A 17,140-nucleotide genomic window follows, 5' to 3' on the forward strand; every position below is an offset into this window, starting at 1 on the left:
CCCGGGCTCTCATTTCCGGGGTGGTCAGGATTCGACGAGTGCGTCGATCGCGTTGGCGAGGGCGTCAGCGGCGGTGTCCACCTCCTCTTGGGTGGCGCCCTTGTCGTCGGCGGTGATCTGGGCGGCGTCGCGGGCGGCGGCCAGGACCGCCCAGGAGTCGGCGGTCCAGTCGGTCTCGGTCAGGGCGGCGGCGTCGGCGAGGCGGACCTCCAGGCCCGTCTTGTCGATGACAGCGACGATGAACTGGAGTTCGGCGACGTTGCAGTAGCCGTTGCCGCCGCTGATCCGGACGGCCTCGTAGGTCACGGGGTCGGTGAGGGTCAGCGTGTTCCATCCCGCGACCGGGGTGCCGGTGCCGGCGAAGGTGGTCCAGGTGGCGCCGCCGTCGTTGGAGCCCTGGATCGGCATCCCGGTCGAGCGGGAGACCGCGCCCGGGCGCGGGTGGTACCGGACGGCCTCGATCGTGAACGCGGTGCCGTCGGTCGGCAGGACGGTGTTGGTGCAGGCCTTGGTGGTCGTGTCGGTGTAGGTGGCGGTGTTCCCGTCGAACATGCGCCAGCCGTTGGCGGCCGCGGTGGTCGCGCCGTCGGCGGTGGCGGTGCTGGCCGCGACCCAGGACGCGTCCATCGCCGCGGGCGCCTCAGTCAGCAAGGGGTCCAAGAGGTCCCAAGCGTCCAAGAGACGCAGCGCGAGCGCCGTCCCGTCGGCCCCGTCCGCTTCGAGGGCCGCCCGGATCTCGGCGACCTCGCGGGGGAACAGGATCCGGGAGCCGCGTGTGAAGGCGTCGAGGTCGACGGCCTCGGCGCGGGCCAAGATCGGGTCGATGTCGAGGGTGAGCGTGCCGAAGACCCTCAGTTCAGTGATGTCGATGTACGTCGAGTTGCTGATCCTCAGGTAGCGGTAGTCGCCGGTGTCGGTCCCTTCGAGGGACTGCCACTGCATCGTCTTGAACGGCTGCTCGGCGATGGTCGTCCAGGTCTCCAAGTCGTTGGAGCCCTGGAACACCAGGTCGGGCATGCGGATCATGCCGTTGGTGTTCGAGGCGGCGAGGTAGTCGATCCGGTCGAGGCTGTAGGTCGAGCCCTCGCCGAAGTCCCAGATCAGGTGGAACTTCCCGTCGACGGCGGGCACGCTGGTCTGCGTGGTGGTCTTGCCGTCGAGCAGCAGCGCCGCCTGTGCGGCCTTGGCCTGGTCGGCTTCGCCGTTCGCGTTCACCACTGCGGGATTGGACATGTCGATGAGGTTCGACTCGTCGGAGCCGAACAGGTGGGTGCCATCGGTGGAACCGTGGATGGTCGCGGCGTTCTGGCCTCTGGCGGTGGTGTGGTCGATGGCGATGTCGAGCCGTTCTCCGCCCTCGAGCGCGCCGAGGGTACCGGTCGCAGTCCACGACAGGCCGTCCTCACTGGACGCCTCCAAACCCTGGCCGCCGACCGAGACACTGACCTCCGAGATCTCGGTGGGACTGGAGAAGGCCACCGTGACGTCGTCGCCCTCGGTGACGCGGCTCGCGAGCGCGTCCGGAGAGGACACGGACACGGTGTCGATGTCGCCCCGTACCTCGGAGCGAACGCCGTCGATGCGGAACCGCTGGAAGCACCACAGGCCCGGATAGGCCGGGTCGGTCGCGATGCCCGGGTTGTCGACCTGGAGCTTCAGGTAGCGGTACTGCTGTCCCCGGTGCTCATCGACGACGCCGATGGTGTCCCACAGGTTGGTGTTCTCGGTGTCCCGCTCGGTCAACAGGTCCCAGGTGATGCCGTCGGTGGAGCCGTAGACGTTGGTCCCCTCCATGCGGTTCCCGAACGTGAAGTTGCCCAGGAAGCTGAAGGAGTCGGCGGCGACCCGGTACTGGGGCCCGAAGTCGAGCACGAAGGATGCCACGGTCAGGTTCGGAATGCCGCCCTCGCTGCCCTCGCTGGACAGGAGGTTCACCGCTGCGGGTGTGATCACGGTCGGTGAGACCACGCCGTCGCCGAAGTCGAGCGTGCCGTCCCCCAAGTGCGGGTTGAGCAGCCGCAGTGCCTTGACGGCGGCGAGCAGCTCGGTAAGCGCGGTCTCGAACTCATCCACCGTGCCGTCCTCGGCGACCTCCTTCGCTTCGCGGAGCGCGGCCAGGTACGGCTCGTGCGTGACCATGGTGTAGACCGCGAACTTCTGGGTGCCGTCCGCGACGACCGCATCGATGGTCTTCGCGCGGTTCTTGGAGACCACGAGTTCGAACGTGCGGGCGGCGACCGTCTCACCGTCGTCGGCGACGATCTGCACCTCATACCGGCCGGACTGGCGCCGGGCCGGGTCCCAGTCGAGCTGCCCGGTGGCAGCGTCGACGGAAGCGCCCTCGGGGAGGCCGTGGGCGGTGTAGGCGGCGTCCCCGCCGGTGTCGACAGCCGAGAGGTCGATCGACTTCACCTGCCGCTCAGTGAAGTAGTACGTACTGTCGCTCTGGGCGAACTGCGGCGCGGTCAGGTCGGTCGCGCCGGTGAGGATGACGCCGTGCAGGTCCACAGTGGTGCCCTCGGCGCCGGTGAGGCGGTAGAACTGGACGTTCTGGCCGCCCGCCGGATAGGCCACGTATCGCCACTCGCCGCCCGTGTCCGGCAGCTCCAGCGAGGTGATCGGGTCGAAGTCGTACTCGTCCGGGTTGATCCCCGACGGGTCCTCCTTCTGGAGGACTTCCAGGTCGGCGGGCCCGTCGCTGCGGTACTTCAGGCCCAGGACGGTCCCCGTCCCCCACATCACGCGGTTGACGACACTCACCGTGCCGGTCTCGGAGAGCGAGGCGCGCGCGAAGGTCTCGCCGTCCTCGGTCACCATCTCAGTGCCCTCGTCGAGGGTCAGCCCGGCCCGTTCGAAGGTCAGCGCCGCATTCTCGGGCAGCGCGGGCGGGGCGGTTCCGGCCAGTTCCTCAGGGAAGGCGACCCAGTACTCGGGGTTCTTGTCCCCGGCGCCCCAGAAGTTCGCGACCGAGGTCCCGGAGTAGAAGTAGGGGCCGTCCATGCGGGAGGACAGCTCGGCCACCCATGGAGCCTCGGTCTCCACGTCCACGCCACGCTCGTACTTGTACTCGTAGTACAGCTCGTTGACCGCGTTGAACATCCGTCCCCGGTAGGCCTCGGAGACGCTGCCGTTCCAGCCCTCGCCGCGCTCGTCGACCCAGGGGATGCGCGATCCCAGCATGAACCCGAAAAACTGGTTCGCGCCGTCCAGGAGCCGCTGGCCCAGGAAGTCGTAGGCGGACACCGCGTCGTCGCCGGTCGAGACGGTCCCGGCGGTCGGGTCCACCTTCGTCCCTTGGACTTCGAGCATCCGGGCCAGGCCGGTGAAGTTGTCGATGTTGCACTCACCGTGGGCCTGGTCGCGGCCCATCTCCCTGACCTGCACGAAGTCGTACCCGTACGGGTTGATCGGGTCGTCGGCCTCGATCAGCGGCATCTGCGGGGCCATCGCCCCGTTGTCGTAGCCGTCGTACGTGGAGTTGACGGTCAGCCACTCGACGCCGGTGGCGTAGCCCTCGGCGTCATCGGCGTAGATCGCGGTCGCGATCCGCCCGAACAGCCCGAAGTTGTGCTGGTTCATCCACTTCTTGTTCGAGAAGTTGAAGACCTCGACCACCGGGTTCGCGTAGTTGGTGAGCAGGTTCGCGTCGTCGGTCTCGCTCCACACCACGTCATACCCGTTGTAGGTCCCCGGGGTGTCGTCGGCGAGCGGCTCGGTGGCGCGGATGATCTCGGCGGCCATCAAATGCTGGTAGAGCGGGTGCCCGGTGTGGATGTGCGCGTCGGGGAAGTACGCGTACCCCTCGGGGTTCATGTCCGCCCAAGCGCGCAGCGACTGGACCGAGTTCTTGCGGTACACCTCGTCGCCGGTCATGACCCACATGAGCGCCTGGGTCAACGAACCGAACGAGTCGTTGCGCTGGCGGGTGCGCATCCCGCCCTGGGTGTAGGTGTCGGTCAGCGCCTGGTCCGGCTGGGCCGCGGACTTCGAGTTCGAGGCCCGATATCCGGTGCCGGCGAAGCCGGTGTCCGCCATGGCCTCGAAGTAGGAGGCCCACGGCTCCTGCCCTGAGCGGACCATCTCCTGGGCGTTGCGCAGGTCCTCGGCCGTCAATCCGACGCCAGGGTGGACGAACCCCTGGTCGGAGACGGTCTCATTGATCGCCACGACGTTCGCGGTGATGAGGTCGTCGTAGTCGGCGGCCTGCGCCGCCTGCGGAGGCAGGGCGAGCAGCCCTATCCCGGTCGCGAGTGCGGCGGCGAACGCCATGGGGCGCAAGCGCTTTCTCTGCCTGGTTCGTGTCATCGGTTCCTGATTTCAGTGAGGGGACGGGTGGTTCGGGGCGGCCGCGGGCACGGCGGTACCCGGCCCGCGGAAAGGGTCAGGCGGTGATCCTGAAGGTCGCGTCGCCGTAGGCGCCGCTGCCGATCACATCGGCGCGGAGGATGTAGTACCCGTGCCGCACATACCGGGTCGCGTCGTCGTACAGCTGGAACGAGGTCCAGGAGGCGTCCGCGAGCCCGGCGACCGCACGGAACGTGGCGGACGCGGCGAACGCCGCGGAGCCGTCGTGCTCTTCGAGTTTGAGCACGGAGCCGTTACGGCGCAGGTAGTAGCCGGGGAGGTTCACGGATTCGAACGAGACGCAGTCGTCGGCCCGGTCGGCCAGGCCCGCACCCACCTGGAACCAGGTGTCCTCGGCGGGGCTGGCGCCGGTCGAGATGTTCGCGGCGAAGCCGGCGTGGCGCCAGTAGTGGGTCTGGAAGTTGTAGGACTGGATCCGGCTGTAGGGCACGGTGGCCCGGGCGCGGCTGTAGAGGAGGCCCCCGAAGCCGAGGGCGTCGTAGCCGCCGGAGGTCGAGCCGTAGTCGCCGCCGCCCCCTTCAGAGGCGACCGAGGCGGCCATCGCGGCGACGTTCGGCAGGTCGAGGCCGCGCCGGGAGTAATAGTGGTGGTGGATCATGGCCCACACCGGCCGCACGGTGCCGCGGCCGGCGGCGCTGATCGCGGTCTGCTCGTTGTAGGCACAGGTCGTGCCCGAACCCCAGCTGTAGGTGGTGTAGGGGACGTCGTTGCCGAGGTTGTAGGAGGCGACGTACTCGCAGGCCTTGGCGAACGCGTTGTCGTCGGCCGAGTACAGGTCGATGCCCTGGTTCCATGCCGTCTCCATGAACGTGGCCATGAGCCCGATGCCGAGGACGGCGTGGGCCTGGTCGCGGCCGGACTCCTGCCACTGCGCGAGGCCGTCGTCGTGGGTGAAGGGGATCGCGCCGCGGATCGAGCCGTTGCCGACGCCGTTCCAGAAGTAGTCGAGCGCCTGGTCGATGATCGTGTCGTCGTCGCAGAGGACGCCGATGGCGAGTTCGGCGTTCATGGCGGCCAGGTCCCAGTTGGCCCAGTAGTGGGTCGCGCAGGTGTTGTTGTGGGCGTTGAGGAATCCACTGGTCAGAGGGTGGAAGACCGCGAGCGCCATCGCCTGGAACGCGGCCAGGTCGAACCCGGGCGCGTCGCGGATGAGCTCGGCGGCGTTCGCGAACTGGTAGCCCTGGAGCCCGGCGCACAGCAGCGCGTCGGTGCTGCCGTTGATCTCGGTCAACGTCGACGACCACGCATTGCAGATGGCGACGGCGGCGTCGCGGTTGGCGGTGGTGCCGGCGATGCGCCAGCGCAGCGCGTTCTGGTAGGCGGCGTGGGCGTCCCGGTAGAGCAGTGCGTAGTTCTGGGTGCCCGAGCCGCCGCGGGTGATGACCGCGGTGGCGCTGGGTGTCCAGGTGGATTGCGAGTGCCCGTTGGCGGTGAGCATGTTCCAGCCCGAGAGCCAGGGCTCGGCCGTGAGGTTCGCGGCGATGTAGGCGAGGTCGGCCTGGGTGTGGAGCATGGCCGGGTGGCCGACCGCCTGGATGCCGACGGTCTGGGCTTCGGCGTACTGCGGGGCGGTGAGGGCGGAGCCGCCGAGCCCGGCGAGGGCCAGGCCGCCGGTGACGGCGGCGCCTTTGAGGAGGGGCCGCCTGCCGAGGCGGCCGGTGTCGAGCTGGGACATGGTGCTCCTTTGCGCCATGCGATGAACGATGCCGGGGGATGCCATCGCGATTCGCGTCCTGTTCGCGTGATCGCTCACGCAGATGAGTACGATAGCGCTTTCTATGCATCAATGTCAATATGTTGAATGGCCTGAGGCGCGGATGCGCGGCGGTGGGCGGCGACACGACCTCGTCCGCCGCCGAATCGCTGAAGGCCATCGTGGGGCGACCGGGGCGCCGATGCGGACGTTGATGCGATTGCTCATGGTCGTTTTCCTGGCAGTAGTGACGGGCGCCGCGGCTGGCGGGCCGCGTTCGGGTGTGGCGGTGAAACCGCGTTCCGACCGGAGCGGCGTCGGCTGGGATAATGGGGGTATGCAGCGACGTGTGACGATCGAGGACATCGCCCGGGAAGCCGGCGTTTCGCGCCAGACGGTGACCCGGGCTATGAACGGGATGCCGCGGATCAGCGAGGCCACGCGCGCCCGTGTACTGGAGGTCAGCGAGCGGCTCGGCTACCGCCCCAGCCGGTTCGCCTCGAACCTGGCCCGCTCGACCAAGACCAAGACCATTGCGTTCGTCGTGGACTCGTTCCGCAACCCGTACTACTCGGAGCTGACCGCGGACCTGCTCGACGCGACCTCGGCGCGCGGCTGGCAGATGTCGATCTTCTCCCACGAGGACGAACCCGAATTGCAGCTCATCGGCCGGCTGGCGAGCCAGGTCGATGCGGTCGTCGGGTATCTCGGCGAGACCGACGAGGCGGCCTTGGGTTCGGCCGCCCGGGGCGTGCCGCTGGTCCTGTTGGGCCGCACCGCGACCGCCGAGGGCCTCCACTCGGTCGATTTCGACTTCGGCCCCGCCTTCGCGCGCCTCGCCGCCGAACTGCGGGAGCGCGGCGCGAAGCGGTTCGGCCTGCTCGAGAGCCAACCGCTCGGCACGATCTACAAGCCGAGCAGCCGCCGGATCGCCTATGAGGACGCCGTCGACGCGCATTCGGCCGAGGCCGTCGTCGTCTGCGAGGCACCGCCGCAGTCGATGGACGCCGGCCAGCTCGGCTTCAACGAACTCATGGACCGCTTCCCCGAGACCGACACCGTGATCGCCTTCAGCGACCTCATGGCGATGGGTGCGCTGCGAGCCGCACACCGGCGCGGCATCGACGTGCCAGGCCAGGTGCGGCTGGTCGGCGTGGACGGCCTGTCGCTCGGCGCCGTGACCTCCCCCGCGCTCACCACCCTCGCAATACTGGGCACAGAGTTCGCCGAGCAGGTCGCGGATGTCGTCGCAAAGGCCCTCAGCGGACAGGGCGACGCCGCGGCGCGCCGCATCGTGCCGTCGATCCTATGGCGCGAATCCGCCTGAGGCGCTGGGGTTCACGGCCCGGAGACCGGGAGGACCGGCCCTTCCAGGACCTCGTCGCGGTCGCAGACCAGGCGCCCGTCCACCACATGCGCCCGTGCGACCTGGATCGAGGTGCGGCGGTGGGCGTACAGGTCGTCGCGGATCGGCTCGCCGGGGACGCGCCCAGGGTGCGTGAAATAGAAGACGAAGGCGTCGTCTCCGACGACGACCACGTCCGCGTGGAGGCCGTTGCCGCCGTCGTCCGCTCCTGTGCCCGACTCGGCGAGGATGCGGTCCTGGATCTCCCAGGACCGAAGGTCGTCGGAGCGGTGGACCCGCAGGCCCTTCCACTCGTCGGTGAGCATCCAGTACGAGCCGCCGAGCGCGAACACGTTCGGCCCCTCGTGCGCGCAGTTCTCCACGGCCGGGCCGGTCGGCCTCCACCGGTACAGGTCGGGGCTGTCGGCGGTGTAGGTGTGCGAACCGCGCGAGCTGTCTTTGAACCACATCCGCCAGCCGCCCTCTGGGAGTGGGAGGACACACGCGTCGATGACCTGCCTCGAATCAAGTTCCAGGGTGGACTGGTACTCCCAGTGTGCGAGGTCCTCACTGGTGTAGTGGCGGATCAGCCCTTCAGCCCCCCACCGCGAATGGATGCCCTCGATACAGCTCGCGTACATGTGGTAGGTCTCGCCGTCGTCGATCACTTCGGGAGCCCAGAACGTGTTGCGACCCCAGCCGGTCTCCAGACCCTCCGCGATACCGCGGTAGACCCAGGTCGCCCCGCCGTCTTCAGAGGAGGCGATGCCGATGTCGGTGCCGAACACCCAGGACACGTCGTCGAACGGCGGCGACCAGACTCGCCGGTTGGTGTAGAACATCCACCACTCGTCGAAGGCCCGGTTCCAGATGACGGTGGGATCGGCGGCACCGTCTTGTACGGGGTCGCGGAACAGAGGTTTCGGAATAGCGCTCATCGTCAAGTCCCTTTCTTCGCTCAGCCGATGGTGATGCAGGTCCAGGAGACCGGCGGCAGTTCGACGGTGACCGTGCCGTTCTCACGGCTGATCTTGGTGTTCTCACGGAGCGTCACGCGCTCGGGCTGGTCGAGGGTGTTCTTCGCGTGGCGGTCTTCATCCCAGATGCCTTGGGCGCGAACCGGTCCGTCGAGGTCGAGGGCCGCAATGTCGATCGCGAACTCCGCGGTGTCGTCGACCGAGCGGTTGAGGACGAACACGGCTGCGCGGTCGCCGTCGAGGGTGGCGACGGCGTCGATGGCAGGCACGTCGCCGAACTTCGCGGTCGCCACGCTCGGGGCGTCGAGCGCGCCGCGCAGCGCGGTTCCCGTCGCCAGGCGCGAGGTGGCGGCGAACGGGAAGAAGGTGGTCTGGCGCCAGGCGGGCCCGCCCGGTTCGGTCATGATCGGGGCGATGACGTTGACCAGTTGTGCGAGGTTCGCGGCCGTGACGCGGTCGGCGTGCTTGAGCAGCGAGATGAGCAGCCCGCCGAGGACCACGGCGTCGGTGACCGAGTACTGGTTCTCCAACAGGCGCGGGGCGATCGGCCACGAGGCCGTGTCGATCTCGTCGGGGTCCTGGTACCAGATGTTCCACTCGTCGAACGAGAGGTCGATGCGGCGCTTGGAGCCCTTGACGGCCCGCGCGTGCTCGATAGTGTGCACTACGGACTCGATGAAGTCGTCCATGTCCACGCCGGACGCCAGGAAGCTCGCGGCGTCCCCGTCGACCTCGTGGTAGTAGGCGTGGCAGGAGATGTAGTCGATCTCCTCAAAGGCGTGCTCCAGGACCGTGCGCTCCCAGACCCCGAACGTGGGCATGCCCCGCCACGAGGACCCGCACGCGGCGAGCTTCAGGTCCTGGTCGATCGCGCGCATCGCGCGGGCGGTGACCTTGGCGAGGCGACCGTACTCCTCGGCGGTCTTCGCCCCGATCTGCCAGTCGCCGTCGAGTTCGTTGCCCAGGCACCACATCCGGACGTCGAACGGCTCCTCACGCCCGTTCTCGCGCCGCTCGTCGGACCGGGCGGTGCCGGCGGGAACATTGGCGTATTCGAGGAGGTGCAGGGTCTCGCGCACGCCGCGGGTCCCGAGGTTGGTGCCGAGCATGAGGTCGGCGCCGACGAGGTCGAGCCAGTCGCTGAACTCGTGAAGGCCGACCTCGTTGGGCTCGATGGAGTGCCAGGCGAGGTCGAGGCGCCGCGGGCGGTCGGCGACCGGGCCGACGCCGTCCTCCCAGTCGTAGGCGGAAACGAAGTTCCCGCCGGGGTAGCGGACGTGCGAGATGCCGAGCTCGCGGACGAGGTCGACCACGTCGCGGCGGAACCCGTCCGGACCCGCCGTGGGGTGGCCGGGCTCGTAGATGCCGCCGTAGATGTGGCGGCCCAGGTGCTCGACGAAGCCGCCGAAGAGCTCGCGCTCGACGGCGCCGACCGTGAACGCGGGGTGGAGCTTGAGGTTCGCGAGGAACATTGGTGTCCTTTTCGGAGTGACGGGTTCAGCCTTTGACGCTGCCGGTGACGAGCCCGGAGACGATGTGGCGCTGGGCGGCGATGAAGAAGACCACCAACGGCGCGAGCACGATGACGCTGAGCGTCATGAACGCGGGCCAGTCGGTCGAGAACTGCCCGACGGCGCTGTACACCTGGAGGACCAGGGTCTGCTTGTCCGGCGAGTTGATGAAGACGTTGGGGGTGATGAAGTCGTTCCACACCCACATCGCCTGGAAGACGCCGACGGTGACCAGGATCGGGCGGATCAGCGGGAGCACGATCGACCGGTAGATGCGGAACGCGCTCGCCCCGTCGATCCGGGCCGACTCGAACATCTCGGTCGGGATCGTCCTCATGTAGCCGATGATCAGGAAGTAGCAGAAGATCGCCCCGCCCATGTACAGGAAGATCAGTCCCTCCAACGTGTCCACCAGGTACATGCCCGAAAGCATGCGGTACAACGGGATCAGCGTCGTCTGCCCCGGGACGAGGAACGCGATCAGGCAGATCACGCCGATGAGCTTGGTGAGCAGTCCCTGCCCGATGAGCATGCCGTAGGCGGCCATCGACCCGACCAGGAGCATCAGGAAGATCGACACGACGCCGACGTACAGGGTGTTGAGGAACGACTGCCAGATCGGCAGCGCCTCGAAGACCTCCGCATAGTTGGAGAAGTCCACACCGGAGGGGAGCCCGAGCGGGCTCGCCGAGATCTCCGGCTGGGTCTTCAAGGTGTTGACCAGAATGTAGTAGAACGGGATCGCGACGACGCCCGCGAGGGGGAGCATCACGACGCTCAAGAGAATGCTGCGCAGGTGCTTCATGAGAACCGGGCCTCCAGACGGCGGGAGAGCGCGAGCTGGGCGACGATGATGAGCCCGACCGCGATGAAGAAGACCACGCTCAGCGCCGAGGCCTTGCCGACCTCGCCCTGGGCGATGCCGTTCTCGATGATCGACTGCGTCAACGTGCGGGTGGCGAAGCCGGGGCCGCCGCCGGTGAGCGTGTACGGCAGGTCGTAGACCTTGAGCCCTCCAGTGAGCAGCAGCAGCTGGCTGACCGTGATCGCAGGGGTCAGCAGCGGCAGCGTCATATAGCGGAACTGCTGCCAGCGGGTGGCGCCGTCGATACTCGCGGCCTCGTAGAACTCCGACGGGATGGCCTGGAGATAGGCGAGGTAGAGCACGGCGTGCCAGCCGGTGCCGCCCCAGACGGCGACAATGATGACGCTCAGCCTCGCGAGAGTCGGCTCGGCGAGCCAGGCGACCGGCTGGGCGCCGAACCAGCCGATGATCGAGTTGATGACGCCGGTCCCCAAGGGCGCGAAGATGAAGCCCCACACCAGGCCGAGGATCGCGACGCTGACCACCGAGGGGAAGAAGAACACCGAGCGGACCAGGTTGCGCCCGAAGAACTTCTGGTTCAGCACGAGGGCGAGCGGGATCGCCAGCGCGGTGATCGCGAGGGTCGTGGCGATCGTGAAGATCAGGGTGAACCCCAGCGCGGACAGCATCGAGCTGTCCTGCCAGATGGTCGTGTAGTTCTCGAAGCCGACGAAGTTCGCTTCCGTGGAGTAGCCGTTGAAGTCGGTGAGGCTGTAGTAGAACGACTGCGCCAGCGGGATCGCGAACAGCACGACGAATACGACGATGACCGGCAGGGTGAACAGGTACGACTCGATGCCGCGCCGGCGCAGACGCTGGAGGCGGGTGGGCCGGGGCGGGCTTTGGAATGGAGGCGCGGGCCGGGGTGGGGCGATGGCGGTGCCCATGTCGAGGTCTCCTCTCTGAGACGGGGTGCCGGGGCGGGTGCGGTGCCCGCCCCGGCCGGGCGGCTACTGGAGGGACGCGAGCTTCGCGTCCAGGCCCTTGCCGACGTCGACGGGCTCGATATCGCCCGTGGCGAGCTGCTGGATCAATGCGTTCGCCTCGCCGGCCAGGACGTCGTTGTTGTCGACCCAGCTGACCGCGGGCAGGTAGTACCGGCCGTCCTGCACCGCCGACACCAGATCGCCGAGCTGTGCGGGCAGTTCGGGCTCGTAGTCCTTGACAGTGGAGATGAACTGGTTGGCCTGCTGGTAGAAGCTCACCCCGGGTTCGGTGGACATCCACTCCAGGAAGACCTTGGCGGCGTCGGGGTTCTTCGCCTTCGTGTTGAGGGCGAGGCCGGGCGAGACCGCGCCGGACCAGAAGGACTGCCCGTCGAAGCCTGGAACGGCTTTGAACTCGAAGTTCAGGTCGGGTGCGCCGCCGGTGATGCCGCTGATCCCCCACGAGCCGGTGGACATGATGGCGAGGCGGCCCTGCTGGAACTCGGGGAGCACCACGTCGCCGGTGAGCCCGGCCGCGGAGGAGTCGAGGATGCCCTCCCCGAACAACTGGTACCAGGCCTCGACGGCGGGGGTCCAGGCTTCCTCGAAGGTGAGGTCGCCGTCCCAGATCTGCTGGTCCATGGTCCCGCCGTAGGCGAGGTTCTGCATGCCGACGAAGGCGCAGACCGTGTCGGTCATACCGCCGACCGCTTCGAGGTAGGGGACGGTGCCGTCGGCTTTGAGCTGCTTGCAGAGGCTGAGGAAGCCGTCCCAGTCCGTCGGGAACTCGCCGGGCACGAGGTCGAGGTTGACGACCAGGCCGCCGGCCCAAGCCGAGATCGCCGAGCCGTAGAGCTTGCCGTCCCGCGAGTAGGTTTCGACAGCGGTCTCGTTGAGGTTCGACGCCCACGACTCACCGGACAGGTCCTGGACGAAGGCGCCGTCCATGAGCTGCTTCTTGTTCTCGGCGGTGATGATGAAGACGTCCGGCGCACTGTTGGATCCGAGCTGGGTCTGGAGCTTCTGGATGTACCCGGCCACGGGCGGCGCGTATTGCACCTCGACGTGGTATTCGGAGTGCTCCTGCTCGAACTGCTCGATCACCGGGCCCATGACCTCGGCGTTGTCCCAGGACAGGAACGTGATCGCATTCGGATCCGCGTCGCGGCCGCAGGCGGCGAGGGACCCGGCGGCAGGGGCGGCGATCGCGGCCGCGGCCGCGATCCGCCCAAGGGACCGGCGGGTGAGACGAGGGGCATTAGAAGGCGACATTGCGCTTCTCCTTTGGGATCGGAGGGGTCGGTATTGCAGGTGGATGCCGGGATGACGAGTTGCGTGATCGCTCACGCAATGGTTACCATAACACCGCCCCGGACCGGGCACCACCAGATCGACGATCAGGAGCGACGACATGTACTTCGGCGGCGACTACAACCCCGAGCAGTGGCCGGAGAAGGTGTGGGACGAGGACGTCCGGCTCATGCGCGAGGCGCGCGTCAACCTCGTGAGCGTCGGGATCTTCGCCTGGGCACGCCTCCAGCCCGACGAGGGCGAGTTCGACTTCGCCTGGCTCGACCGGCTCCTCGACAAGCTCCACGGCGGCGGCATCAGCGTCGACCTGGCGACGGCCACCGCCTCCCCGCCGAACTGGCTCGTTCGCCGCTACCCCGACGTCCTGCCGGTCACCGAGACCGGCACCGTCCTCGGCCCCGGCAGCCGCCAGCACTACGCCCCGACCTCACCGGACTACCGGCGCCTCGCCGCCGAACTGGTCACCGCACTCGGGCGCCGCTACGCCGACCACCCAGCGGTCGCCATGTGGCACATCAACAACGAGTACGCCTGCCATGTGCGCGCCGACTACTCCGAGCACGCCGCCCTGGCCTACCGCGCCTGGCTCACCGACCGCTACGGCGACATCGACGCGCTCAACGACGCGTGGGGCACGGCCTTCTGGTCCCAGCACTACAACGGCTTCGACGAGGTCCGGCCGCCGCGGGCCTCACCGACCACCCAGAACCCCTCGCTCGTGCTCGACTGGCGCCGCTTCACCTCCGACTCGGTGCTCGACCTCTACCGCATGGAGCGCGACGCGCTCCGCGCCGCCGGCGCCCAGCAGCCGATCACCACGAACTTCATGGGCGCCTTCCCGGCGATGAACTACTGGGACTGGGCCGCCGAAGTGGACGTCGTGTCCCACGACGGCTACCCCGATCCGCGCGAACCCGAGGCGCACCGCCACGCCGCGTTCGCCGCCGACCTCATGCGGTCCCTGAAGCCCGACCGGCCGTGGCTGCTCATGGAGCAGGCGCCGAACGCCGTCCAATGGCGACCCAACAACGCCGCCAAAGCACCGGGGCAAATGGCCGCCTGGAGCGAGCAGGCCGTCGCCCGCGGCGCCGACAGCGTCCTCTTCTTCCAGTGGCGTCAATCCCGAAGCGGCGCAGAGAAGTTCCATTCCGCGATGCTCCCTCATTCGGGGAAGCGATCGCGGACCTGGAAGGAGATCGCCCAACTCGGCACCGCCTTGGAAAACCGCGAGCCGGCATCGCCGCCGCCCGGCGACGTCGCGTTCGTCTTCGACTGGGAGAACCGGTGGGCGCTCGCCCAACCCGACCTCCCCGCCGACATCGACTACCAGGCCGAGGTCTTCGCCTGGTACGAAGCACTGCACGCCCGCCACGTCCAAGTGAGCTTCGTGCGCGCCGAAGCCGACCTCTCCGGATTCCGCCTGGTCGTCGCCCCCGCCCTGTACCTACTCACCGAGGAAGGCGCCGCCTCGCTCGAGCGGTTCGTCGAGACCGGCGGGACACTCGTCACGACCGCCTTCACCGACATCGTCGACGAGCACGACCGCTTCCGCCCCGGCGGCTACAGCACCCAGCTCGGCGAGGTCCTCGGCGGGCAGCCCGTCGACTTCTTCGGCGTCCTCCCCGAAGAAGGCCGCGTCGCCCGCGCGAGCGGCGCCGACTTCGCCGTCACGACGATGATCGAGGACTTCGACCTCGACGGCGGCGACGTCCTCGCGCGCACCCGCGAAGGCGAACCCGTCCTGATCCGCAACCGCTTCGGCGCCGGCACCTCACTGCACCTGGCCTGCTTCACCGACAAGGCGGGCACCGGATTCGTACTGGACCGAGCCCTCGAAACGGCTGCAATAGCGCCGGTCGTCGACGGGCTCGACCCGGCGGTCGAAGCCGTCGCCACCGTCCACGGCGCCACCCTGATCAACCAGTCCACGAACCCCGTCACAGTCAAGACCGAGAACGACACCTTCACGCTGGCCCCGTTCGAAATCCGCCACCTGTCCCACTGACACGCGATCAACTCCACCACCAGACCAGGAACCTGCCATGCGCAACTTCGAACGCCCGAACGCCCGCGACCTCACCGGCCCCGGAAAGCTCCTCGTCGGCGCCAACTACCACCCGCACGACTCCGACCCCGCAACCTGGCGACGCGACACCGCGATGATGCGCGACGCCGGAATCACCGTGGTGCGCCTGGGCCATCTCGCCTGGGACACCTTCGAACCCGCCGACGGCGACTTCCACTTCGACTGGTTCGACGACGTCATGGACCTCATGCACGAGCACGGCATCGGCGTCATCCTCGACATCGCCGCACGCCCAGCACCCCTGTGGCTGCACCGCAAGCACCCCACCATCGACGTCATCGACCCCGACGGCACCCGCCGCTACCCCAACCACCGCTACACCCTTGACACTGGCGACCCCCACTTCCGCGAGCACGCCGTCCGCTTCACCGACCGCCTCACCCGCCGCTACGCCGCCCATCCCGCCCTGACGGCCTTCGGGATCGACAACGAGCCCGGCGACGGTCCGATCTCGTACTCCCCGACCGTCCGCGCCCGCTTCATCGACTGGCTCAAGGCGAAGTACGGCACGGTGGAGGCCCTGAACCGCGCCTGGGCAGGACATCGCTGGTCCCGCCAGGTCAGCGACTTCGAGGAGATCGGCCTGCCCCGCCCCGGCGTCGCGGGCGGCGCCCCCGAACGCGTGCTCGACTTCCACCGCTTCATCTCCGACGAGATGAACGACTACCTCGACGCACTGTTCGACACGGTCGAGGCGAACGCGCCGGGCACGCTCACCACCTCCAACATGTGGTACTACACCCCGAGCAAGCACTTCGACTGGGCACCGGGCGCCTACGCCGGACGCCTGACCCGCCCCGGGAACGGCCTCTACCCCAGCCTCTCCCTCCTCGACACCGACAGCATCCGAGATGCCCTGTTCGGCATCGCCCGCATCCGCTACGAGCAGGCCGAACCGTTCTGGTGCACCGAGTTCACCACCATGACCGCCGCCCCCGGCTCCATCCGCCGCTCCGCATACGCGTCGCTGATGCTCGGCAACCAGCTCGTGTGCGGCTGGACCTGGCAGAGCATGCACGCCGGCGAGGAGCAGTTCCTCCAGGGCATGGTCGACTGGGGCGGCGAGCCCACCCGCAAACTCGACGAGTACCGGCAGATCGCCGCCGAATTCCGCAAGATCGAGTCTCACGGCTTCCCTTACGAAGTGAACGCCGAGATCGCGATCGCCATGGACTTCCCCAGCCAGATCGCCAGCGCACCGTTCCCCGAACGCCACGACGACCAGGCGCTGACCGCGTTCCGCACGATCCTGGACCGCAACCTGGACGTTCGCATCGTCGACCTCTCGCGCTCCGAACTGGACTACAAGATCCTCATCGTCCCCGGCGTGCTCGTCCTCGGCGAATCCGCCGCCGAGGCGATACGCGGCTTCGTCGAACGCGGCGGCACGGCGATCATGACCTCCTACTCGGCGACGCTCGACGCCGACGGCCAGGTGTTCCGCTCCACCCGGCCCGGCCGCCTCGCCGACGTCTTCGGCATCCGCGTCGGCCCGTACGAGGAGACCGCGACCCTGAACGAGATCACCAAGGGGCACAGCGGCAATGACGAGGTCGAACTGTGTTTCGAGGCTCGGTCGACGACCGCGCGTGCACCGCGGTTCGATCTGGTCGGGCCCCTCGGCGCGACGGTGATCGCCACGCTCGGCGGGCTCGACCAGGAGTACGCAGCGGTCACCGAGCACCAGTACGGCGAGGGCAAGGCGATCTACGTCGCACTGCCGATGCGCCGAGAGGTCCTCGATGCGTTGCTGGACGACGAGATCGCCCGTCTGGGCATCCGCACCGGCCCGCCGGTTCCAGCGGGAGTGATGGCCCGCGCGGTCTCCGACCGGCATGTCCTCTACCTGAACCTCGACGGGGAGCCGAAGCCGATCGATCTCCCCCACAACGCATCCGGCGTCATCAGCGGTCAGCGCTTCGAGAACGGCCTCGTCCTCGGCCCCTGGGACGCGGAACTCGTAGAACTCGACCCGCCCCGATGACCGACACGGCGGTGTCCACGCACGCTCCCTGGGCGGCCCGATCCTGAGCGCAGGCGGAACCGGCAGAGGGTCTTCGT

At 68.4% G+C, this 17,140-nt stretch carries 10 protein-coding genes; 3 read left to right on the top strand and 7 right to left on the bottom strand.

What is annotated here, in order from left to right; genetic code table 11:
• Window positions 1-24 precede the first annotated feature (24 nt).
• Together DI269_RS28730 and DI269_RS23400 are read right to left on the bottom strand one after the other, a co-directional pair.
• Entirely contained in the window at window positions 25-4,305 is a 4,281-nt protein-coding gene (locus tag DI269_RS28730; RefSeq protein ID WP_157975176.1) for an Ig domain-containing protein, read from the bottom strand.
• Between the two features lie 76 nt (window positions 4,306-4,381).
• Entirely contained in the window at window positions 4,382-6,040 is a 1,659-nt protein-coding gene (locus DI269_RS23400) for an AbfB domain-containing protein (RefSeq protein WP_112140465.1), read from the bottom strand.
• A 244-nt stretch (window positions 6,041-6,284) separates the two neighbouring features.
• Between DI269_RS23400 and DI269_RS23405 the strand changes: the two genes are divergently transcribed.
• A complete protein-coding gene (locus DI269_RS23405) occupies window positions 6,285-7,385 on the top strand; it encodes a LacI family DNA-binding transcriptional regulator (protein WP_198667680.1) in 1,101 nt (366 codons plus the stop codon).
• Window positions 7,386-7,396: 11 nt separating this feature from the next.
• Here DI269_RS23405 and DI269_RS23410 read toward each other — a convergent pair whose 3' ends face one another.
• The 5 genes from DI269_RS23410 to DI269_RS23430 all read right to left on the bottom strand — a co-directional run bounded on the left by DI269_RS23410 (window position 7,397) and on the right by DI269_RS23430 (window position 12,954).
• Window positions 7,397-8,341: a glycoside hydrolase family protein gene (locus tag DI269_RS23410; RefSeq protein WP_198667681.1), complete on the bottom strand. Its 945-nt coding sequence runs from the start codon at window positions 8,339-8,341 to the stop codon at window positions 7,397-7,399.
• Between the two features lie 20 nt (window positions 8,342-8,361).
• Window positions 8,362-9,852, bottom strand: coding sequence for an arabinosylfuranosidase ArfA (gene arfA / locus DI269_RS23415; RefSeq protein ID WP_112140469.1), 1,491 nt, complete (start codon window positions 9,850-9,852; stop codon window positions 8,362-8,364).
• Window positions 9,853-9,877: 25 nt separating this feature from the next.
• Complete coding sequence (locus DI269_RS23420; RefSeq protein ID WP_112140471.1) at window positions 9,878-10,696, bottom strand: carbohydrate ABC transporter permease; 819 nt, start codon at window positions 10,694-10,696, stop codon at window positions 9,878-9,880.
• Window positions 10,693-11,643 (bottom strand): carbohydrate ABC transporter permease, encoded by a 951-nt coding sequence (locus DI269_RS23425; protein ID WP_112140473.1) that lies wholly within the window; start codon window positions 11,641-11,643, stop codon window positions 10,693-10,695. Before DI269_RS23425 ends, DI269_RS23420 begins: the two co-directional genes overlap by 4 nt.
• Before the next feature lie 63 nt (window positions 11,644-11,706).
• Complete coding sequence (locus tag DI269_RS23430) at window positions 11,707-12,954, bottom strand: ABC transporter substrate-binding protein (protein WP_157975177.1); 1,248 nt, start codon at window positions 12,952-12,954, stop codon at window positions 11,707-11,709.
• A gap of 139 nt (window positions 12,955-13,093) precedes the next feature.
• Between DI269_RS23430 and DI269_RS23435 the strand changes: the two genes are divergently transcribed.
• Window positions 13,094-14,998, top strand: coding sequence for a beta-galactosidase (locus DI269_RS23435; RefSeq protein WP_112140478.1), 1,905 nt, complete (start codon window positions 13,094-13,096; stop codon window positions 14,996-14,998).
• A gap of 37 nt (window positions 14,999-15,035) precedes the next feature.
• Complete coding sequence (locus DI269_RS23440) at window positions 15,036-17,063, top strand: beta-galactosidase (RefSeq protein WP_112140480.1); 2,028 nt, start codon at window positions 15,036-15,038, stop codon at window positions 17,061-17,063.
• Window positions 17,064-17,140 lie beyond the last annotated feature (77 nt).

Origin of the sequence: Glycomyces dulcitolivorans (genome assembly GCF_003265355.1) — a bacterium.
In the GTDB taxonomy this organism is placed as follows: domain Bacteria; phylum Actinomycetota; class Actinomycetes; order Mycobacteriales; family Micromonosporaceae; genus Glycomyces; species Glycomyces dulcitolivorans.